The organism is Streptomyces sp. NPDC014727 (assembly GCF_043083485.1).
Classification (GTDB): Bacteria; Actinomycetota; Actinomycetes; order Streptomycetales; family Streptomycetaceae; genus Streptomyces.
Genome location: NZ_JBIBYR010000013.1, coordinates 120279 through 140761, shown reverse-complemented (window position 1 = coordinate 140761; position 20483 = coordinate 120279). Strand labels below are relative to the sequence as shown.

19 protein-coding genes and 1 riboswitch are annotated in these 20483 nt (G+C 70.4%); of the genes, 2 read left to right on the top strand and 17 right to left on the bottom strand.

What is annotated here, in order from left to right; translation table 11 throughout:
• Positions 1–332 precede the first annotated feature (332 nt).
• The 12 genes from ACF1B9_RS21730 to ACF1B9_RS21675 form a co-directional block, all read right to left on the bottom strand.
• Positions 333–1718 carry an NAD(P)/FAD-dependent oxidoreductase gene (locus ACF1B9_RS21730; RefSeq protein ID WP_266361039.1) on the bottom strand — a complete coding sequence of 462 codons (1386 nt, stop codon included), beginning with the start codon at positions 1716–1718 and terminating at the stop codon, positions 333–335.
• A gap of 438 nt (positions 1719–2156) precedes the next feature.
• Positions 2157–3098 carry an exopolyphosphatase gene (locus ACF1B9_RS21725; RefSeq protein WP_391743030.1) on the bottom strand — a complete coding sequence of 314 codons (942 nt, stop codon included), beginning with the start codon at positions 3096–3098 and terminating at the stop codon, positions 2157–2159.
• A 125-nt stretch (positions 3099–3223) separates the two neighbouring features.
• Complete coding sequence (locus ACF1B9_RS21720) at positions 3224–3757, bottom strand: DUF501 domain-containing protein (RefSeq protein WP_351076718.1); 534 nt, start codon at positions 3755–3757, stop codon at positions 3224–3226.
• 60 nt (positions 3758–3817) lie between these two features.
• Entirely contained in the window at positions 3818–4288 is a 471-nt protein-coding gene (locus ACF1B9_RS21715) for a septum formation initiator family protein (RefSeq protein WP_391743032.1), read from the bottom strand.
• Between the two features lie 192 nt (positions 4289–4480).
• Positions 4481–5767 carry a phosphopyruvate hydratase gene (gene eno, locus ACF1B9_RS21710; protein WP_351076713.1) on the bottom strand — a complete coding sequence of 429 codons (1287 nt, stop codon included), beginning with the start codon at positions 5765–5767 and terminating at the stop codon, positions 4481–4483.
• A 406-nt stretch (positions 5768–6173) separates the two neighbouring features.
• Positions 6174–6935 carry a transglycosylase family protein gene (locus tag ACF1B9_RS21705; protein ID WP_391743033.1) on the bottom strand — a complete coding sequence of 254 codons (762 nt, stop codon included), beginning with the start codon at positions 6933–6935 and terminating at the stop codon, positions 6174–6176.
• Positions 6936–6938: 3 nt separating this feature from the next.
• Positions 6939–7109, bottom strand: a riboswitch (cyclic di-AMP (ydaO/yuaA leader).
• A 298-nt stretch (positions 7110–7407) separates the two neighbouring features.
• Entirely contained in the window at positions 7408–8367 is a 960-nt protein-coding gene (locus ACF1B9_RS21700) for a transglycosylase family protein (RefSeq protein ID WP_391743034.1), read from the bottom strand.
• A gap of 105 nt (positions 8368–8472) precedes the next feature.
• Positions 8473–9849, bottom strand: a complete 1377-nt coding sequence (locus ACF1B9_RS21695) for a cytochrome P450 (RefSeq protein WP_391743175.1) — start codon at positions 9847–9849, stop codon at positions 8473–8475.
• A 54-nt stretch (positions 9850–9903) separates the two neighbouring features.
• On the bottom strand, positions 9904–10878 hold the full coding sequence (locus tag ACF1B9_RS21690; RefSeq protein WP_391743035.1) for a nucleoside triphosphate pyrophosphohydrolase: 975 nt from the start codon (positions 10876–10878) through the stop codon (positions 9904–9906).
• A 36-nt stretch (positions 10879–10914) separates the two neighbouring features.
• A complete protein-coding gene (locus ACF1B9_RS21685; RefSeq protein WP_391743036.1) occupies positions 10915–11571 on the bottom strand; it encodes a SurA N-terminal domain-containing protein in 657 nt (218 codons plus the stop codon).
• Positions 11572–11732: 161 nt separating this feature from the next.
• Complete coding sequence (locus ACF1B9_RS21680; protein ID WP_391743037.1) at positions 11733–12134, bottom strand: GtrA family protein; 402 nt, start codon at positions 12132–12134, stop codon at positions 11733–11735.
• On the bottom strand, positions 12131–13096 hold the full coding sequence (locus ACF1B9_RS21675; protein ID WP_391743038.1) for a glycosyltransferase family 2 protein: 966 nt from the start codon (positions 13094–13096) through the stop codon (positions 12131–12133). Before ACF1B9_RS21675 ends, ACF1B9_RS21680 begins: the two co-directional genes overlap by 4 nt.
• A gap of 123 nt (positions 13097–13219) precedes the next feature.
• Between ACF1B9_RS21675 and ACF1B9_RS21670 the strand changes: the two genes are divergently transcribed.
• A complete protein-coding gene (locus ACF1B9_RS21670) occupies positions 13220–15820 on the top strand; it encodes a YfhO family protein (protein ID WP_391743040.1) in 2601 nt (866 codons plus the stop codon).
• A 6-nt stretch (positions 15821–15826) separates the two neighbouring features.
• Here the strand turns inward: ACF1B9_RS21670 and ACF1B9_RS21665 are convergent, their stop codons facing one another.
• Positions 15827–16468: a GNAT family N-acetyltransferase gene (locus tag ACF1B9_RS21665; RefSeq protein ID WP_391743041.1), complete on the bottom strand. Its 642-nt coding sequence runs from the start codon at positions 16466–16468 to the stop codon at positions 15827–15829.
• A gap of 211 nt (positions 16469–16679) precedes the next feature.
• On the opposite strand from ACF1B9_RS21665, the gene ACF1B9_RS21660 reads away from it, so the two are divergent.
• Positions 16680–16889, top strand: coding sequence for an ATP-binding cassette domain-containing protein (locus ACF1B9_RS21660; protein WP_391743043.1), 210 nt, complete (start codon positions 16680–16682; stop codon positions 16887–16889).
• An 83-nt stretch (positions 16890–16972) separates the two neighbouring features.
• On the opposite strand, the gene ACF1B9_RS21655 is transcribed toward ACF1B9_RS21660, so the two are convergent.
• The 4 genes from ACF1B9_RS21655 to ACF1B9_RS21640 all read right to left on the bottom strand — a co-directional run bounded on the left by ACF1B9_RS21655 (position 16973) and on the right by ACF1B9_RS21640 (position 20428).
• Positions 16973–17167, bottom strand: a complete 195-nt coding sequence (locus ACF1B9_RS21655) for a hypothetical protein (protein ID WP_391743044.1) — start codon at positions 17165–17167, stop codon at positions 16973–16975.
• Positions 17168–17242: 75 nt separating this feature from the next.
• Positions 17243–18061, bottom strand: a complete 819-nt coding sequence (locus tag ACF1B9_RS21650; RefSeq protein WP_391743046.1) for a glycoside hydrolase domain-containing protein — start codon at positions 18059–18061, stop codon at positions 17243–17245.
• Positions 18062–18278: 217 nt separating this feature from the next.
• Positions 18279–19817 carry a protein kinase gene (locus ACF1B9_RS21645; protein ID WP_391743047.1) on the bottom strand — a complete coding sequence of 513 codons (1539 nt, stop codon included), beginning with the start codon at positions 19815–19817 and terminating at the stop codon, positions 18279–18281.
• Complete coding sequence (locus tag ACF1B9_RS21640; protein ID WP_391743049.1) at positions 19814–20428, bottom strand: hypothetical protein; 615 nt, start codon at positions 20426–20428, stop codon at positions 19814–19816. Before ACF1B9_RS21640 ends, ACF1B9_RS21645 begins: the two co-directional genes overlap by 4 nt.
• Positions 20429–20483 lie beyond the last annotated feature (55 nt).

The following is a 20483-nucleotide window of genomic DNA, read 5'->3' as shown; positions in this document are numbered from 1 at the left end:
CCAAACATGCCTGCAACCACGCCGGGCACCCACGACGCCACGGCGAGGTACTCCCTCCTCAACAGTCCACGGGACGCGGGCCATCCCGCTATGGCGCAACGGAACGGCAAAATACCTGTAGATCACACGTATTTGATGGTGCGCCACCTCGCGCTCCGCACGGCGCCCAGCCGCGCGTCGGCCGAGTACGCCGAAGGGGCCGTCCGCACCACGGATGGCGGACGGCCCCTTCGGGCGTTGTGCACGTACTGCGCGGGCGAGTCGGACCCGCGGGCGGACCGAGGTCCTTCGTCCGGATCGGCCGGGCTCCGGTCCGATCCGAGCGAGGGGCCCTAGGAGGCCTTGGCCTTCTCGCCCTCGGCCTTGGCGGCGGCCGGTGCCGGGGCCGGCTTGGCGGCCTCGTAGAACTCCTCACGCGGCGTCTCCATGGCGCCGAGCGAGACGACCTCGCGCTTGAGGAACATCGCAAGGGTCCAGTCCGCGAAGATCCGGATCTTACGGTTCCAGGTCGGCATCGCCATGCCGTGGTAGCCCCGGTGCATGTACCAGGCGAGACGGCCCTTGAGCTTGATCTTCATCTTGCCCATGACGATCATCGCGACGCCCTTGTGCAGCCCCAGACCGGCGACCGCACCCTTGTTGGCGTGGCTGTATTCCTTCTGCGGGAAGCCGCGCATCCCGGAGATGACGTTGTCGCCGAGGACCTTGGCCTGACGCAGCGCGTGCTGGGCGTTCGGCGGGCACCAGGCGTTCGGGTTGCCGGCCCTGCGGCCGACCATGTCCGGGACCTGGGCGTTGTCGCCCGCGGCCCAGATGTAGTCGGTGCCCTGCACCTGGAGCTTCTCGGAGGTGTCCACGTGGCCGCGCGGACCGAGCGGCAGACCGAAACGGGCCAGCGCCGGGTTCGGCTTCACACCGGCCGTCCACACGATCGTGTTGGAGTCGACCTCCAGGCCGTTCTTCAGCACGACGTGACCGTCGACGCAGGAGTCCATGGAGGTCGAGAGGAAGACCTCGACGCCACGGGACTCCAGGTGCTCCCGGCCCCAGGTGCCCAGCTTCGGGCCGACCTCGGGAAGGATCTTGTCTGCGGCGTCGACAAGGATGAAGCGCATGTCCTCGCGCTTCACGTTCGTGTAGTACTTCGCCGCGTCGCGGGCCATGTCCTCGACCTCGCCGATGGTCTCCGCACCGGCGAATCCGCCGCCCACGAAGACGAACGTCAACGCCCTGCGGCGGACGTCCTCGTCGGTCGTCGAGTCGGCCTTGTCCAGCTGCTCAAGGACGTGGTTGCGCAGGCCGATGGCCTCCTCGATGCCCTTCATGCCGATGCCCTGCTCGGCGAGGCCGGGGATCGGGAAGGTGCGGGAGACCGCGCCCATCGCGATGACCAGGTAGTCGAAAGGCAGCTCGTAGGCCTCGCCGACGAGCGGCGCGACCGTGGCGACCTTGCGGTCCTGATCGATGGTCGTGACGCGGCCTGTGAGCACCTCGGCCTTCGGCAGTACGCGTCGCAGCGGGACGACGACATGCCGAGGAGAGATGCTGCCGGCAGCAGCTTCGGGGAGGAAGGGCTGGTACGTCATGTACGAGCGCGGGTCGACGACCGTGACGGTCGCCTCTCCGTAGCGCATCTTCTTCAGAATGCGTCGAGCTGCGTACAGGCCTACGTACCCACCGCCTACTACGAGGATCCTGGGACGCTCCGTGGTGCTCATGGCATCGAGTATCCACCCCCCTCGGAGGGCGGGCTCGTGAGCCCCTTCACAAGATATGACCGACCCTCTGCTACACTGCGCCACCCACGTGACCGAGGTCATGACGCCGGCAGGGAACCGCGGCACCGGGGCGAACGTTGTTCACCGCTTGTGAGCTGGCCCTTGAGCCCCGGAGCGCGGTGAACCACCGCCCCGATCCACACTCCGGCAACGCGCCCGGAACAGCCCCGTACCGACACGGAACGACCCCGCAGGCGACCCTGAGTGCCCATACGGGCCAGAACTGCCCTCCATGGGGCCGAATTCCTTGTGAAGAAGTTCACGAACTTTGTCGCGACGGGTCTCACAATGCGCCCCTCGGCCGGCCCATGAAGGCTCAAAAGTGCAGGCCGGAGTGCGCATGAGCACCTCACGGGGGCGCCCCTCGCCAGAGCTGACCTACGCGATCGACCAGCCGATCCCGTCGAGGATGTCGTGCTCGCTGACGACGATCTCCCGGGCCCCGGTCCGCTCCATCACGGCCAGCAGGATCAGCGCCCCGGAGGTGATCACATCGACCCGCCCCGGATGCATCGCACCGATCGCGGCGCGCTCGGCGTGGGTGGAGGCGAGGAGCCGTGCGGTGATCCCCTGGACCTGTTCGAGGGTCATCCGGGAGTGGTGGATCGCCTCGGAGTCGTACTTCTCCAGCCCCTGGGCGATCGCGGCGACCGTGGTGACCGTCCCTGCGAGACCGACGAGAGTGGCGGCCCCGCTCAACGGAACGCTCTCCTCCGCGAGATCGAGGGCCGCGTCGATGTCGGCGCGGATCGCGGCGATCCGGTCGGGGGCCGGCGGGTCGCTCACGACACCGTCGTGCACGAGGTGCCGCTCGGTCATGCGGACGCAGCCGATGTCCACGGAGCGCGCGGCCCGCACGTGATCGTCGCCGAGGACGAACTCGGTGGAGCCGCCGCCGATGTCCACGACGAGATACGGCTTCGCGAGGTGATCGCGGCCCGCGAGCTCCTTGGTGGCGCCGGTGAAGGAGAACTCCGCCTCCTGGTCGCCGCTGATCACCTCGGGCTCGACGCCCAGGATGTCCAGCACACCACGGACGAAGTCCTCCCTGTTCTCCGCGTCGCGGGAAGCGGAGGTGGCGACGAAACGGATCTTCTGCGCCCCGTGCTCCTTGATCACCGCCGCGTACCGGCGACAGGCGGCGAATGTACGTTCCAGGGCCTCGGGCGCGAGCCTGCCGGTGCGGTCGACGCCCTGGCCGAGGCGGACGATCTCCATCCGCCGGTCGAGCTCGACGAGCTCGCCGGTGGCCGGGTCGGCGTCGGCGACGAGCAGTCGGACGGAGTTGGTACCGCAGTCGATGGCGGCCACGCGGGTCATGAAGTACTCCCAGATCAAGCCCCTACGACGATCGAGGAGCGGGGTCAGGGGCAGAGCCCCCGTTCAAGCCCCTCCGGCGATCGAGGAGCGGAGGTCCGGGGGCGGAGCCCCCGGAGGGGGAACGGTCAGTCCTCGTCCGGCACGCCGCACGGCGAAACGCACGGCCCCTTGCGCCACCACTCGGGCAGCATCGCGATCGCCTCGTCGCCCAGCGGGTTCACTCCGGGCCCGGCGGCCAGCGAGTGCCCGACCAGCACGTGCAGGCACTTCACCCGGTCCGGCATGCCACCGGCGCTCGGGAAGCCCTCAAGGACCTCGATGGCGTCGCGCCGGGCGATGTAGTCCTCGTGCGCGGCCCGGTACGCGGCGGCCAGCTCCGGGTCCGTGGCGAGGCGCTCGGTCATCTCCTTCATGACGCCGTTCGCCTCCAGCGTGCCGATCGCGGACGCGGCACGCGGGCACGTCAGGTAGTACGTCGTCGGGAACGGCGTACCGTCCTCCAGCCGGGGCTGGGTCTCGACCACGTCCGGATTGCCGCAGGGGCAGCGGTGCGCGATCGCGCGCAGCCCGCGCGGCGGGCGGCCCAGCTGCTGCTGGAACGCGGCGATGTCCGCCTCGGTGGGCGCGGTGGACTCGGTCTGCGGAGGGGGGGTTTCCATGCCTGCCTAGGTTCTGATCGGGCTGCTCGAACTGCGGTTCTGCAGAGGGGATGAAGGAAGTCAGTCGCGGTCGGCGCTGTCCACGCCGTCCCAGAGGTTGGAGTGCCACGGCCGGCCGGAATCGTCCGTCTCGCCGTTGCGCTCCTTGACCGCGTCGGGGTCGATCACCGTATAACCGGTCTCTCCGGGGAGAAGGTAGTGCAGGTGCTTGCGGGCCAGCTGCCTGATGTACGCGTCGTCCTGGAGGCGCGCCTTCTCGTCACGCAGCTCCTCGGTGCGGGCTCGGGCCTCCTGCGCCCGGCGTTCCTGGTCGGCGATCTCGTCGCGCTGCGACACGTACTGCCGCATCGGGTAGGCGAGCGCGACCACCAGGGAGCAGACGACGAGGGCGAGGAAGGCCGCCCGGCCGGTGAGCCGGGAGCGACGGGCCTGACGGCGGTTCTGGGACCGGTAGACGCGGGCGGCGGTCTGCTCACCGAGCAGCCGCAGCCGGGTCGAGGTGGAGAACCGGTCCCGGTCCTTCGCGGCCATGTCTCCGCCTCCCCATTACGCACGTCCGTCCCCGCACACGGTACGGGACCGAGTGCGGGGACGAACGGAGGCCGGTGCCTTTGGCCCGTGAGGGCCTGCGGTCAGCCCTTGCCGCGCCTGACGATTCGCGGAGCGCCGCGCTCATCGGTTCGCGGAGCGCTGTGCCGATCAGTTCTCGGAGTGCTGCGCCGGTCAGCTCTCGGAGCGGAACCGCGGGAACGCCGAGCGGCCCGCGTACACCGCGGCGTCGTCGAGGATCTCCTCGATGCGCAGCAGCTGGTTGTACTTGGCGACGCGGTCCGAGCGGGCCGGGGCGCCGGTCTTGATCTGGCCGCAGTTCACCGCGACGGCGAGGTCGGCGATGGTGACGTCCTCGGTCTCGCCGGAGCGGTGGGACATCATGCACTTGAAGCCGTTGCGCTGGGCCAGCTCGACGGCGTCCAGCGTCTCGGTCAGCGAACCGATCTGGTTGACCTTGACGAGCAGGGCGTTGGCGGAGCCCTCCTCGATGCCGCGGGCCAGACGCTCCGGGTTGGTGACGAACAGGTCGTCGCCGACGATCTGCACCTTGGCGCCGAGCTTGTCGGTGATGACCTTCCAGCCGGCCCAGTCGTCCTCGTACAGCGGGTCCTCGATGGAGACCAGCGGGTACGCGGAGACGAGCTCCTCGTAGTACTCGGTCATCTCGGCGGCGGAGCGGGACTTGCCCTCGAACTCGTACTTGCCGTCCTTGTAGAACTCCGAGGCGGCGACGTCGAGCGCGAGCGCGATGTCCTTGCCCGGGACGTAGCCGGCTTCCTTGATGGCCTCGACGATGAGGTCCAGGGCGGCACGGTTCGACTCCAGGTTCGGCGCGAAGCCGCCCTCGTCGCCGAGACCGGTCGAAAGACCCTTGGTCTTCAGGACCTTCTTCAGCGTGTGGTAGACCTCGGCGCCCCAGCGCAGGGCCTCGGAGAAGGACTCCGCGCCGATCGGGGCGATCATGAACTCCTGGATGTCCACGTTGGAGTCGGCGTGCGACCCACCGTTGAGGATGTTCATCATCGGAACGGGCAGCAGGTGCGCGTTCGGGCCGCCGAGGTAGCGGAACAGCGGTAGGTCCGAGGCCTCGGAGGCGGCGTGGGCGACGGCCAGGGAGACACCGAGGATGGCGTTCGCGCCGAGCGAGCCCTTGTTCTCCGTGGCGTCCAGGTCGAACATCGCCTGGTCGATCAGCCGCTGCTCGGTCGCGTCGTAACCCACGAGCTCCGGGCCGATCTGCTCGATCACGGCGAGGACGGCCTTCTCCACGCCCTTGCCCTGGTAGCGGTTGGGGTCACCGTCGCGAAGCTCAATGGCCTCGAACGCACCGGTGGAGGCGCCGGACGGCACGGCAGCACGGCCCGTGCTGCCGTCGTCGAGGCCAACCTCGACCTCGACCGTGGGGTTCCCCCGGGAGTCGAGGATTTCCCGGGCTACGACGACGTCGATGGACGGCACGAGGCATCTCCTTCTGGGATATGACACTGGTTGTGCAGGGTCACTTTGGCCTTGCGACAAGAGCCTAACCGGCCCGGCCCGCTCAGTCGGACGACCGCCCGTCCCCTGGGACGAAAAAGGACCCAAGAGCGAGCATTACGGGGCGAACAGCCAGAATTTTACTGCCCAGTAACTACAGAAGTTGAACGATCACGCACTGCCGTGGCCACCTCCGGAACCCGCCCCGCGGGGGCCGGCCCCCGCCCGTACGGACGCGATACGAGGACGACGCGCCCCGCCGGGACGGAGCCGCCGCACATACAGGTGACGCGCCCCGCGGAAGCAAGGGGTCACACGGAAACCCCGGCCCGGCGCGTACGGGGGAACGCGCGCCGGGCCGGGGTGCTCAGGGAGGAGAGGTCCCGGACTACTTCGTCAGGTGCAGCTGCTGACCCGGGTAGATCAGGTCGGCGTCCTTGACGATGTCCTTGTTCAGCTCGAACAGGTGCTGCCAGCCGCCCTTGACCTTGTGGTCGGCGGCGATCTTGCTCAGGGAGTCGCCGGAGACGACCTTGTACTCGCCGTCGCCCTTCTTGACCTTCTCGCCGGTCGGGGTGGTGACGGTCTTCTTCGACTCGGCCTGCGGGGCGGCGGAGCGGTCCGAGCGGTTGGTGGCGGGGACCTCGGTGCGCTCGGCCTTCTTCGGCTGAACCGGCTGCGACTGCTGCTTGGGCGCGGCCGGGGCGCTCTGCTGCTGCGTGGCGCCGGAGTCGGTCTTCGAGGAGGAGCCGGTGTCGACGCCCGGGTCCACACCGTCGTTGCGCAGGTTGCCGGCGCCGGCACAGCCCCAGGCACCCGGGCCCTGCATGGCGAGGAGCTTCTCGGCGGTGGCGATCTGCTGAGCCTTGGTGGCCAGGTCGGCACGGGGGGCGTACTGCGTACCGCCGGCGGCGGCCCAGCTGGACTGCGAGAACTGCAGACCGCCGTAGTAGCCGTTGCCGGTGTTGATGGACCAGTTGCCACCGGACTCGCACTGCGCGACGGCGTCCCAGGTCGCGACGGAGGCCGCGGAGGCACCGGTCGCACCCATCAGCGGGACGGCGACTGCGGTACCGGCGACACCGGCGAGCGTGGCGACACGGACGGCCTTGGACGGGCGACGGTGCTTGCCCTTGCTGGAAAACAGCATGGAACTTCTCCTCACCGACGCCTACGAGGTGAGCTGTCGGGTTCGGGCCAAGTGAGTTGCCCGGTCGCACGTCCTAGCACGCGACTTCACCCCAAGCCGCCCCTGATCCGCCTTTCGACGATCGGGCCGGCGCCTACCTGGGTCCCCCGCTCCTGCCTACGGCGCTTTACGCGTCTGTTCCCTTCGACCGACGGCAGGATTCGGCGTGACGGTCAACGGGGCCCGCGGTGCGAGCGGTTCCGACCGTAAACACAGGCAACCCCACATTCAAAGATGGACACATCAGACAATCAGCCCTTACTTGCATCTGAGGAACCGTCGTTTTCGCAGGTCGGAGGCGATACGGAAGGACTCCCCGGGCGCGACACGCCGTTGACGCAAAGAGACCCATGTCTCACTTACACATAAGTGGACATAGGTCCCTGAACTACCCCGGTTTTTGAGGCCCTATTAGCCGATTTTCAGACTGCCCTCAGTCGGCCTTCACATCGAGACGGAGGCTCTGGCCAGGGAGGATGAGGTCCGGGTCGGAGCCGACCGCCCCCTTGTTGGCCTCATAGAGCGCGGGCCAGCCGCCGGGAACCTTCTGTGCATCAGCAATCGCCCAGAGGTTGTCGCCGGAACGGACGGTGTACGCGCCGTCGGCAGCCGACGCGCCCGCGTCGTCCGCGTCGCGGGCGTCGCGGGCGTCGCCGCCACCGCGGGAGGCATGGCGACCCGAGTCGCGGTCGACGCCGCCGTTCGCGTCCGGGCTCCCTTCGGGCGCCGGGGCGCCGCGATGCTTGCCGCTCACACCATTGGACGAGTCCGACGTACGGGGTGAATCGGACGCGTCGGGGGACGGATGCGAGGACGGGGCGGCCGACTCGGCGGCCGAAGGCTTCGCGGAGTGGCCCTTCTTGCCCGCCGGCTTGCCGTGGGCACCCGAGGTGCTGCCGGCCCTGTCCGCCGGCGTGGCGGCATCCGAGGGAGTGGCCGACGCGTCGTCAGCCGGCTCCGCACCGTTCGTCGGCTCGCCGGAGGGCGCGATCCCGGGGTCGACACCCGGCAGCGCCCCGTCCGCCGCGAGACCGGAGATGACCGCACAGCTGGGCCAGGCCCGCGGACCCTTGTCGGCCAGGACCTTCTGGGCCACGGCTATCTGCTGCGCGCGGCTGGCGAGGTCGGCACGCGGGGCGTACGACTCGCCGCCGTACGCCTTCCAGGTCTCCGGCGAGAACTGCAGGCCGCCGTAGAAGCCATTGCCGAGGTCGGCGCTCCACATGCCGCCGCTCTCGCACTCGGCCACCCGGTCCCAGGTCGTGGCATCGGCCGCGTGCGCACCGGCCGCGCCGAGCAGCGGGATGGCGATGGCCGAGCCGGTCACGCCCGCGGCGACGACGATGGCGGGTGCCTGACGAGGGCGACGGTGTCTGCCGTTCGCGGAGCCCATGGGATTGCCTTCCGTGTGACTGACGAGTGACGGGTGAGTCGAACGGTGAACCTAGCGGGACTCGAACGCGTGTCACAAGTCGATGCAGCGCAGATCACGTGAAAGTCACAGAGTTGACAGAGTGTCACCTTGCCCCGTGGAGACCCCCGGCTCGAACTCCACCGGCAACGTGCGCAGTCCACGCATGATGAGTCCGCCACGCCACCGCAAATCGGCAGGTTCCACCGCAAGCCGCAGGTCCGGAAGGCGCCGCAGGAGCGTGGCGAGCGCGGTCTGTCCCTCCAGCCGGGCGAGTGGTGCTCCCAGGCAGTAGTGGATGCCGTGCCCGTATCCGAGGTGCTGATTGTCACGCCGTGCGAGATCGAGCGTGTCGGGGTTCTCGAAGCGTTCCGGGTCGCGGTCGGCGGCGGCGAGCACGACGAGCACGGGGTCACCGGCCGCGATGTCCTGCCCGCCGAGTGTCAGCGGCTCGGTGGCGAACCGCCAGGTCGCCAGCTCCACCGGGCCGTCGTACCGCAGCAGTTCCTCGATGCCGGTCTCCAGCAGATCGCTCTCCCCCGCATCGAGGGAGAGATGCAGCCGCTCGCGCTGCACGGGGTTGCGCAGCAGGGCGTACACCCCGTTGCCGATGAGATTGACCGTCGTCTCGAAGCCGGCGAAGAGGAGGATGAAGGCCATGGCCGCGGCCTCGTTCTCGGTGAGGTGCTCGCCGTGGTCGCTGGCCCTGATCAGCCCCGAGATCAGATCGTCCCCCGGGTTCTCCCGCTTGCGGTGGATCAGCTCGGCGAGATAGCCGCGCATCTTCTTCACCGACCTGGCCACCCCGCCGCGCGGGCCGCCGCCGTGGCGGATCATCATGCCCGCCCAGTCCCGGAAGTCGTCCTGGTCCTCGCGCGGCACGCCGAGCAGATCGCAGATCGCGTAGATGGGGAGCGGGAACGCGAAGTCGTGGATGAGGTCCGCCTTTCCCTCCGCGATGAAGCGGTCGATGAGGCGGTCCGTCAGTTCCTGCACGCGCGGCGCGAACTCGGCGACCCGGCGCGGGGTGAACGCCTTGGAGACGAGACGGCGCAGCCGGGTGTGGTCGGGCGGGTCGATGTTCAGCAGATGCGTCATCAGCTCCGCCTTGCGCTCGCCCGGGATGCCCGTCTTCCCCTTGGCGTGCGCCGGCTCGGCGTGGTGCGCCGGGTTCTTGGAGAGCCGGCCGTCGGCGAGCGCCTGCCGGGCGTCCGCGTACCGGGTCACGAGCCACGCCTCGACGCCGCTGGGCAGCGCGGTGCGGTGCACCGGGCTGTGCTCGCGCAGCCAGGCGTATGCCGGATACGGATCGGTGGCGAACTCCCAGGTGAAGAGTTCGGGCGCACCGACGGGGCAGGCGGCGGGGTGATCGCCGGGGTCACCGGCGGGGCGGGAGCCGGGGTGGTCCGCCGGGCCATCGGCAGGGCGGTCACCGAAATCACCGGCGGGGCCGTCGGCGGGCAGATCGGCGGGGCTGTCGGCGGGGCGGTCGGCGGGGCTGTGGTTCACCCCCCGACGTTATCCGTTGCCCTCCGCCGCGCGGATGGCGTCCCGGTAGGCGCGGCCCGCGGCCCTCAGCGCGGCCTCGGGGTCGATGCCGTCCTGTTCGGCGCGCACGGCGAGCGCGAGGAGCTCGTACCCGATGCCGTCGCCCGTGGGAAGCGCCACGTCGAGCCCCGCGGTACGGACCCGGCCGGCCAGTTTCGCGGCCAGCGCCAGGCCGGGCTGGCCGAGCGGCACTCCGTCGGTGACCGAGTCGCGCCGCTTCTCGATGGCCTTGGTCCGCAGCCAGTGCGCGTGCACGTCCTGGGGGGTCTCGGCGTTCTCGTCGCCGAAGACGTGCGGGTGGCGGTGGATCAGCTTCTCGACGAGGGTCGCGGCCACGTCGTCGACGGAGAACGGCTCCTCCCCGTCCTCAGCGCGGCCGTCCTCGGCGATCCGGGCGTGGAGGACGACCTGGAGCAGCACGTCCCCGAGCTCCTCGCGCAGCTCGTCGCGGTCGCCGTCCTCGATCGCCTCGACGAGTTCGTACGCCTCCTCGATGGCGTACTTGGCGAGGCCCTTGTGGGTCTTCTGCGAGGTCCAGGGGCACTCGATCCGGATCCGGTCCATGATCTGGACCAGATCGAGGAACCTGGCCCCCGGCAGATCGTACGAACCGGGCAGCAGCTCCAGGTCCGGCATCCGCACCCGGCCCGATCCCGCGAGCCTCGCGAGCCCGTCGGTCAGCGACGGGCTGCCTTCGCCGCTCGTGAGGACGACGACGCTCCGGCCGCCCGCGCAGGCGTCGACGAGCTCCTGCGCGGTGGGCGCGGAGTGCTCGACGGTGACGCCCGCCTCGCGCAGATACGGCAGCTGCGGATTGTCCCGCTCGGCGCAGAGCACCCGGTCGGCGGCGTGCAGCGTCTGCCAGGCGGGCCAGGACAGAAGACCGGGCGCGACGCGGTGGCTGGCGGTGAGCAGGACGATACGGCCGGGGGCTTCAGCGTTCACCGTTCGAATCTACCCCGGTCGCTCCGGTCGCCGTCCTCAGACGCCGGACTCGGCACCCGCCTCGGCGGCCTTGGTGACCTGGGTGATCCAGGGGGCCTTGTAGTCGGCGAGCTGGGTCTGCTTGTCGTCCCAGGCGCCGTACCGCGGATTCACGTCGACCTTCAGCGCCTTCGACGCCTTGCTCAGCGCGTCACCGACGGCCTTCTGCCCCGCGGGCTGTTGCAGGTCGGCGCCGAGCGCCTGGGCCAGCTTCGTCAGCTGGACCTGCTCGCGCAGGACGGCGTCGATCTGCTCGGGGGCGACCCAGCTCTGCTGGAGCATCGCCGTCCGCAGCTGCGCCTCTCCCCCGGACTGGGCGGCGGCCGCGCTGCGCATCTGCTGGATCTCGTTGCGGCTGACGGTCACGCCGGCGTCCCGCGCGGCCCGGTCCAGGACCCGGTCGAAGATCATGCCGTGCAGTTTGGCCCGGCTGAGCTGCCCCGACTTGTCGATGAGCTGGGAGGCGTCCTTCGAATCACGCTGGGCCTCGCGTACCGCCGCCACCTGGCCCTGCAGCGTGGACACCTCGATCCGGTCCCCTCCGACGAGGGCCGCGGCTCCCGGGTGGGCCTGGCTGCCGCAGGCGGTCAGGAGTGGGGCGCCGGCGAGCAGGGCGGCGGAGACGATGAGCGCGGTGCGACGGCGGCGGTGCAAAGGAAACCTCCCGGGGAGAGTTTGTGCATCAGTGCACAAGACCTTGCGTTGATCGATGTTAGGCAGTGGATGTGGTTGGGGCCACTGGTTCGACCAACGATTCGGAAGGAGTTGGGGATGTGGTCCCTCTCCGGGGCCCTCCCCGGGGCGCTCGGCGGCGCTCAGGAGACGCGTTCGGCCGCCGGGATCCCGCGGTCCGGGCGCAGCATGATCGTGCGCGAGACGACGAAGGTGATCGGGATGGCCGCCGCGGCCGCGACCAGCGGCGCGTACCGGCTGCTGAACCCGGCGAGATCGACCAGCAGATAGACGCCGCCGGTCGTGATGACGAAGTTGGCGGCGTTGGTGAGCGGGAAGAGCAGGAACTTCCGCCAGGTGGGCCGGGTCCGGTAGGTGAAGTACGAGTTCAGGAAGAAGGAGCCGGTCATGCTCAGCGCGAACGCGGCCACATGAGCGGCGATGTACGGCAGCCGGCTCAGCAGGACGAGGTAACAGCCGTAGTACGTACCGGTGTTCACGACTCCCACCAGGGCGAATCGGGCCATCTGTGCCTTGACCGTCATCGGCGTGCGAACTCCTGGCGTTCCCGTATCGGCTTCGTCGTCGCCGCGGCGTTCGTGGCCTTCACCAGGAAGTGCGGGCGGCGCTTCACCTCGTAGTAGATACGGCCGACGTACTCGCCGACCACGGCGACCATCACCATCTGGACCCCGGCGAGGGCGGTGACCACGACGAGGAGGGTGACATAGCCGGGGGTGTCGACCCCTCTCACCAGCGCGACGCCGACGATCCAGGCGGCATAGGCGAGGGCGACGGACAGCAGCAGCATGCCCAGGTAGAGCGCGGCGCGCAGCGGTTTGTTGTTGAAGGAGAGAAGCCCGTCGAGGCCGTAATTGAGGAGCTTGCCGAAGGTCCAGGCGGAACGGCCCTGTTCGCGGACGGCATTCTCGTAACTGAAGGTCGTGGTGCGAAATCCCACCCAGGCGAAAAGGCCCTTGGAGAACCGGTTGTACTCGGTGAGTTCCAGTACGGCGTCGACCGTACGGCGGGACAGCAGTCTGAAGTCGCCGACGCCGTCGACCAGTTCCACGTCGACCAGCCGGTTGATCAGCCAGTAGTAGGCGCGGGCGCTGATCGTGCGGGTGACGCGGTCGCCCGTGCGGGTGCGACGGGCGATCACCTGGTCGTAGCCGTCCGCGTGCTCCTGGAGCATCCGGCCCACGAGCTCCGGCGGGTGCTGGAGGTCGGCGTCCATGATGACGACCGCGTCGCCCTCGGCGTGCTGGAGACCGGCCAGCATGGCGGCCTCCTTGCCGAAGTTGCGGCTGAAGGAGACGTAGTGGGCCCGGCGATCGGCGGCGGCCAGCTCCTGAAGGATCACCAGGGTCCGGTCCTTGCTGCCGTCGTCGACGTAGACCAGTTGGAATTCATGTCCCAGCCGCGTCATTTCTTCCGTGACACGTTCATGGAAGCGTTCGAGGATCTCTTCCTCGTTGAAACAAGGCACCACCAGCGAGATCAGCACGGATGTACATCAACTCGCGCACATGTCGGAATCTGACGCTCCATATGGCTGAGGGGCATCCATCACGTGAACTGCCCTGTTCCGGCCCCGGTTTACGCGTTCGACGCTGGCATATTCCTGCGTATGCCGACTTTCCGTTCCCGTTCGCACGCGGGTTCACTCGCCGCGCTGCTCACCGTCGCCGCCGTCTGCGCGGGTGACGCCTGGGCGCGGAGCTTCCCGTTCGGACCGCGCACCCGGAGCGTCAACGACCTCGGCAATCAGTTCGTGCCGTTCCACTCCCGGCTGTGGGACCTCCTGCACGGGAACGCGGACGGCGGCATCCTGCTCAACTGGTCCTCCGGGTACGGAACCAGCTTCCTGCCGGATCTCGGCACCTATCTGACCAGTCCGTTCGCCCTGCTCGTCGGAGTTTTTCCGCGCGACCGGATCGATCTCGCGGTCTATGTCGTGACGGTCCTGAAGATGGCGTCGGCCGCGGCGCTCATGGCCCTGTTGCTGCTGGTGCTGCGCGGTGGGCGCTGGTGGGCGGCGGGGGTGCTGGGCGGTTCGTACGCGCTGTGCGGCTGGTCGGTCGTCGAGGCCTCGTACAACCCGATGTGGCTGGACGGACTGGTCGCGCTGCCGCTGCTCTGTCTGGCCGCCGAGTGGGCCAGGACGGGACGGCACCGCATCGCCGCGCCGTTGCTCGTCGCGGTGGTGTGGGCGGCCAACTTCTACACGGCCTACATGGCGACGCTCGGTGCCGCGCTGGTGCTGGCGGTGCGGCTCTTCACGGAGCGGGACGACCGGCGGACGGTGGTACGGGGACTGGTGCGGGCGGTCTGCACGGTCGGGGTCGGGATCGGACTGGCGGCGCCCGTCCTGATCCCCGTCTACCTGGGGACGAAGCACGCCTACCCGGGCTGGGACCGCGCGTTCGCGCCCGCCGCCTGGCCCGATGTGCTCGCCCGGCTGCTGCCCGGCACGTACAGCTTCTTCACCCCGGCCCTCTTCCTCGGCACGGGCACCCTGCTCCTGGCCTGTGCGCCGGCCTTCCAGCGGTCCGTGCCCCGGCGCGAGCGGTGGGCGTGGACGGGGCTGGTGGCGGGGGTGGCGCTGTCGTTGCAGTGGGGGCCGACGCATCTGCTCTGGCACGCCTTCGCCACCCCCAACGGCAGTCCGTACCGGCAGACGTTCGTGCTGGCCGGGCTGGTGGTGATCGCCGCGTGGGTCTCGGTCTCGTACGACTGGCCGGGGTGGCGGGCGCTGCTGGGCGGGGGCACGGTGCTGGTGCTGATCGCGGCCGGGGCCGGCTTCAGCGGCCTGGTCACCCGGTGGACGTATCCGCTGTTCGCGGCCGGTCTGGTGGCGGCGGCGGTCGCGCTGGTGCTGGTCGGGCGGGGCCGGAGGTTCGCGGTGCTCGCCGCCGTGCTGCTGATCGGCGCGCAGGCCGGGCAGGCCGCGGCGACCACCGCCTTCGCCGACCGGCAGAAGCTGAACCGGCTCGACCACTACGCGCCCTGGGGCGAGCGGCAGCGCGTACAGGCGGCGGCGGTCGCGGGCGCCGACGGCTGGCCGCGCCATCGCACCGACCCCGGCCGGGAACAGACCACGGCGAACGATCCGCTGCTGGTGGGCGGCCAGGGCGCGGCGTACTACAGCAGTCACACGCCCGCCGTGCTGACCCGCACGCTCCGTGCGCTGGGCGGCGGGTGGACGTCGGGCGGCCGGGCCGTGCAGAGCCTCGACAACCCCGTCACGGACGCGATCTTCTCGGTCGGTGCGCGGGTGCGCGGGCCGCGCGATCCCCATCAGGTGTGGAACGCCCCGGACGACCGGCCGGTGACGGTGAGCCGTGAACAGGCGCCGCAGCTGGTGACGGTACGGCCGCCGGGCGGCCCGGTGCCGTACGGCCGGTCGCCGTACCGCAACCAGGAGGCGCTGCTGGGCTCGACGGTGTACACGGTGCCGAAGACGGTGCTGCGCGCGGCGGGGGGCGGCGCGGTGGCGGACCGGGGCGCGTACGACTACCGGGTGGGGCGCGGTACGTACACGCTGACCGCCCGTTGCCCGGCGGGCTCGCAGGCGTATCTGTGGGCTCCCGACCTCTTCGGCTCGGCGCGGCTCGGCAAGGGCCAGGAGGTCGAGTTCAAGGGGCAGTTGCCGGCCCGGCGCGCCGCGATGGAGCGGCTGGGTACGGCGGGCGGGAGCGCGCCGGTGGTGGTCACGCTCACCTCCGTGCGCCGAGGGACCGTGCCGCACGGGGCGATCGGCTGCCTGGACCGGGCGCGGTTGGCCTCGGCGGTCGCCGGGCTGGAGCGGACGGGAGCGACCGCCGTCCATGTCGCCGCCGACGGCATACGGGCCGAACTGCCGCCCGGCAGCACCGGAACGGTCGTGATCGCCGCGCCCCGGATCGCCGGCTGGAGCTGCCAGGGGCGGCCCGCCGACAGCTACCTGGGTCTGGTCGCCACCCCGGTCCCCGCCCGCGGCGCCTCCGTCGAGTGCACGTTCCGGCCCCCCGGCCTGCGGGCGGGCGCGGTGATCGGCGCGGGCGCGGCGCTCGCCCTGACGGTGGCCGGGGTGTGGGGGGCGTGGCGGCGAAGGCGGGGGGCGGCCTCCGGGAGCTGGGAGCCCCCCGTTCGGGTCGAAGATTCGCCCTGCGGGTCCCGGACCGTGGAGTCAAAGGACAGAGCAGCGAAGGTCATTCCGCCCAGGAGTGAACCACCGAGGAATCCCTGACCCGGGTCACCGGCCGTTGACCGGCACGTCCCAGGACCGAGGTCGGGCGAGCGCCTGCCATTCGTCCCGGAGCAGGGCCAGCACCGCGACGTCGTACCGGCGGCCCCGGTGCAGGCAGGCGGAGCGGCGCACCCCCTCCTGGACGAACCCGGCCCCGGCCAGGACGCCGAGGGCCGCGGTGTTGGTGGTATGGGTGACGGCCTGGACGCGGTGCATGGGCAGTTCACCGAAGGCGAGGTCGACCAGTGCGTCCACGGCGTCCACGCCATGGCCCTGGCCCCGGTGGCCGGGCTCCAGTACCAGCGTGATCTCGGCCGTGCCGTCGACCATGTCCTGGTCCGTCAGGGCGATGTGACCGATCGGCGTGCCGTCGGGGAGCAGAACGAGGAAGTCGTCGCGGTCGTGCTCGTCGCGGTAGCGCTCGATGCGCTCGCGCACGGCAGAGAGAGAACGCGGCCACATGCCGACCTCATGGGCGGCCACGGGGTCGGCGCGCCAGGCGTGGACCAGCTCCGCGTCGTCGACGTCGAGCGGCGCGAAGGCGACGTCCCTGCCCCGCCAGCAAACCTCCCGGGGCGATCCTGCCTCCCCGCCCCCCGGTTCCTCCCCGGCACGCCCGGCCACAGCCTCTGCCACATCCTCGATCACGAGCGGAGGCTATCGGCCGCCGGGACCGGCGGACCAGTCAATTCTGTCCCCGGACGGCCCGCCACGGGCGTGACTGCCAAGGAATCTCCTACTCGGGTCACTGGTGCTGCGACCGGAAAGGTTCACCGGCTCACGACGCCCTGCAGGCCCCCCTTGCCCACCTGGTGCGCGAGGAGTTGGCCTCGGCCGAGGTGACGACGGGAGGAGCGGCATGACGCCAGCGATCTCGGTGGCCGGACTCGATCGCCGCTACCGCGACCACCAGGCGCTGAACGATGTCACCTTCGAGAGCGGCACGCCGTGCATCGCCGGCCTGCTGGGCCGCAACGGCGCCGGGAAGACCACGCTGCTGCGCATCCTGGTCGGCCAGGAGTTCGCCACCTCCGGGCGCGTGCACGTTTTCGCACCATCCGTCGCCTGACCATGTGACACCGCGTCGCACCCGAAAAGGATCAGGTGCGACGCGTGTGGACCCAAGGGCCCGGCCGGAACCGGTGCCGCTCGTCAGGCCGACGCCCCGGCGCGGAGCCGTCGCACGTCCCGCACGAGCGTGTACAGGGTGCCGAGGAGGATCGCAGCTCCGGCCCCGATCCAGAGGGCCGATGCCCCGGAGCGGTACTCACGCACGGCAAGGACGAGCAACGACATGCCGACGAGGACCCCGAAGGCCGAAAGCAGAGCGCTGATGCGGTCAGTCACCCGGACATCATCAACGACCGCCTCGGCCCGCGGAAGCGCTCCGGACGAATCGTCCCCTGGTCCGAACGAGAGGCCTCAGCCCACGATCGCGACCGGGGCGTCCCAGGCGTTCCGGTCGATCGTGAGCGTGCCTCCGGTGTGCGTCACCTTCTTGTTGACGGCGTACTGGTGGCCACGGCGGTGCCCGGTGTACAGCGTCGAGGCGTACGGGAAGCCCTTGGTCGTGGAGTACACGTCGTCGTAGCGGGCGTACCAGAGGATCTCCGGCAGGTCCGTGCGGTTCGTGGCGTCGGCGACGACGGCGGCGCTGGAGTTGCTGAAGCCGTAGAAGCCGGACCAGTACCCCTTGGCCTTGACCGTCTTGTCGAACGACCGGATGTAGGCGAGCACCGTGTTCACGCAGGAGGTGTTCTTCGGGTCGAAGTACTCCATGTCGAGGTAGACCGGGCTGCCCGGCTTCATGCCGAGCGCGGCCTCCTTCGCCACCGCGTCGTTGGCGTCGGTGACGCCGAGCGAGGTGGCGTTGGCGGCGGTCATCTTCTCCGGGTTGGCGCTCGTCTGGCACGGCGGCTGCGCGCCGACGTACAGCGGGACCAGCTTCCATCCGGTGGCGCTGACGGACTTCACCCAGGAGGCGGTGAGGTTGGGCTGTGCGCAGCCGCGGTTCTTCCCGCCGACGTACACGGCGGCTCCGTGGTAGACGGAGGAGCTGTACCAGCCCTTCATGGTGGTCAGCGACGGTGCGGTGCAGGTGTCGAAGACATGGCCGGTGTAGATCTTCGGCGCGGGCCTGGAGACCGTGGTGGCGGTGGCGGCCTGGGCGACGAACGCGCCACCGGCGAGAACGGCGACGCCTGCCACGGCCAGGGAGATACGGCGGCGCTTCCTGGACATGCGGTGAGAAGGCACAGAGACCTCGGCAGTGCTCGAAAGAAGTGTGAGGCCGACGGGGCAGGCGAGGTTGTCAGCCGCCCCGGCGGCAGCTCACGGTCTCATGCCGCGGTCGGCCTTCGGCCCCGGCAGCGATCTCCGTGACGATCCATTGCGGAAACTTGGCGTGTCCATTACCCAGTTGACCACCTGATCGTGACCGTCGGGGCTCCGCCGCCGGTCAGCCGCCCCGCATCTCGGCCTGCCGGTCGAGCCGGCGGCGCAGCTCCACCGGCAGCGGATGGTGCGGTCCGTAGGCCCGCTCCGTGTCGTACAGCAGCCCCTGCAACTGCACGCGCGCCGCCACCTGGTCGCCGACCGCGAGCAGCAGGTGTGCGACGCGGTTGCGGATCTCGAAGGAGCGGGCCGGGTCGCCGCCCGTGGCGTGATGGTTCTCGTAGTACGGGAGGACCGCGCGGTACTCCGCGAGCGCGGCGGCCGGTTCGCCGAGCTGTTCCAGGCACTGGGCCGCGTCGTAGCGGAACTGGAGTGTCTGGGCGTCGGCCGGGCCCGCCTGGGCCGCACGGTCCTCGGCGAGGCGGCGCAGCTCGGGCAGGGCGCGGCGGTACTGGCCGTCGTCCATCAGCGTCGCCGCGTACTGCTTGCGCAGGATGCGGACGACGGCGGAGTCCGCACCGTGCTGTTCGGCCGCGACCGGGAGGATGGAGCCGAGGATGTCCACGGCCTGGGTGATCCGGCCCTCGCCGAGCAGCTCCTTGACGTCGTCCACGGCGGCGGCGACATCGCGCCGGCCCGCCGCCGGGGCGGGCGGGGCCGAGGGCCGGTCCGGGGCGGTGGCGCGGTCGGGCCACGGGGCGTGCGGGCGCAGGAAGGGACGCGTCGGGTCGAGCGGGCCCGTGGGGATCCCGGCGCCCGGTGAGGGGAGCAGCGGGGCGAGGTGTTCGTACACCTCCTGGGCGTCGGCCGGGCGGTGCTGCGGGTCCTTGGCCAACAGCCGCAGCACCAGGGCTTCGAGAGGTTCGGGGATGTCGGGCCGGACCCGGCGGACCGGGAGCGGTGGCTCGTGGAGGTGGCGGTGCAGCACACCGAGAGCGGTCGATCCCGCGAACGGCACGTCCCCGCTGAGGAGTTCATGGAGGAGCACACCGAGGGCGTACAGATCGGTGTACGGACCGACGGCGCCGCCCATCGCCTGTTCGGGCGCCATGTAGGCCGGGGAGCCGATCGGTGAACCCGTGTGAGTGAGACGCGTGGTGTCGGTGTCCAGGACCGAGGCGACGCCCAGGTCCAGAACGGTGACGGTGCCGTCGGGACGGACCATCACATTGCGGGGCTTGAGGTCGCGGTGGACGATCGGCACCGCGTGCACCGCGCAGAGGACGGCACAGAGCTGGGCCGCGACCGCGACGGACCACTGCCAGGGGTACGGGTCGTGCTCGGCGAGATGGTCGGCGAGGTCGGCACCCTCGACGTACTGCATGACGAGGAACAGCTCGTCGCCCTCGCTGCCCGCGTCATGGACCGTGACCAGGCCCGGGTGGTCGACCTGGGCGGTGACCCGGCACTCGCGGACGAAGCGGCGGCGCAGCTCGCCCGCGGCCTCGCTGCCGATGGGGCCCGTGACGCGGTCGGGGCGGAGCAGCTTCACCGCGACCCGGCGGTCCAGACGCTGGTCGTAAGCCGTCCAGACCTGGCCCATGCCGCCCTGGCCGAGAACGGTCGCCAGCTGGTACCGCCCGCCGATGAGGCGTCCGCTCACCGGTCCTCGCCTTCCTTGCGGAGGTAGTCGCTCAACTCGTCGAGCTCGGCGCGGACCTGGTCGATGCGCTGGGGCGCGGCGGGCGGGTAGCCGTAACCGGGGGTGGCGGAGGGCGCGGCCTGGGTCAGCGGCGGGGTCCGGGGCGGCGGCGGGGCCTGGGTCAGCGGCGGGGCCTGCTGCGGGACGTATCCGCCGTACTGTCCCTGCGCCTGGGGATGAGGCCGGGGCACAGGCGGACGGAGGGTGCCGTACGGTCCGTCGGGCCCGTAGTGGCGTATCTCCGCGTACAGGTAATAGGCGACCACGCCGACCATGACACCGAATATCCAGGAGACCCCGATGAACGCCTCCGCGTCGCTCGTCTTCTCGGGGTCCTCCGGCATGACGAGCATGAACGCGAAAAGCCCGGTGTTGAGCGCGAACACGAGCGCGAGCAGGGCCCAGTCCCGCCCCTTGCGGGTGACGATCGCGAGCCGCAGCATCGCGGCCCAGCCCAGGAGACCGCAGCTCAGCACGGTCAGTGCCACGAAAACCACGCGCAACGCCGTCAGCACCGCCGAGGACGGACGACGCTTCGGTCGCTGCTCCGGCGGATAGCCGTAGCCGTGCATGTGCTGCTCCTGGAAAGCGTATGTCGGACGTGTGCAGTGAGCGTATACACCGACA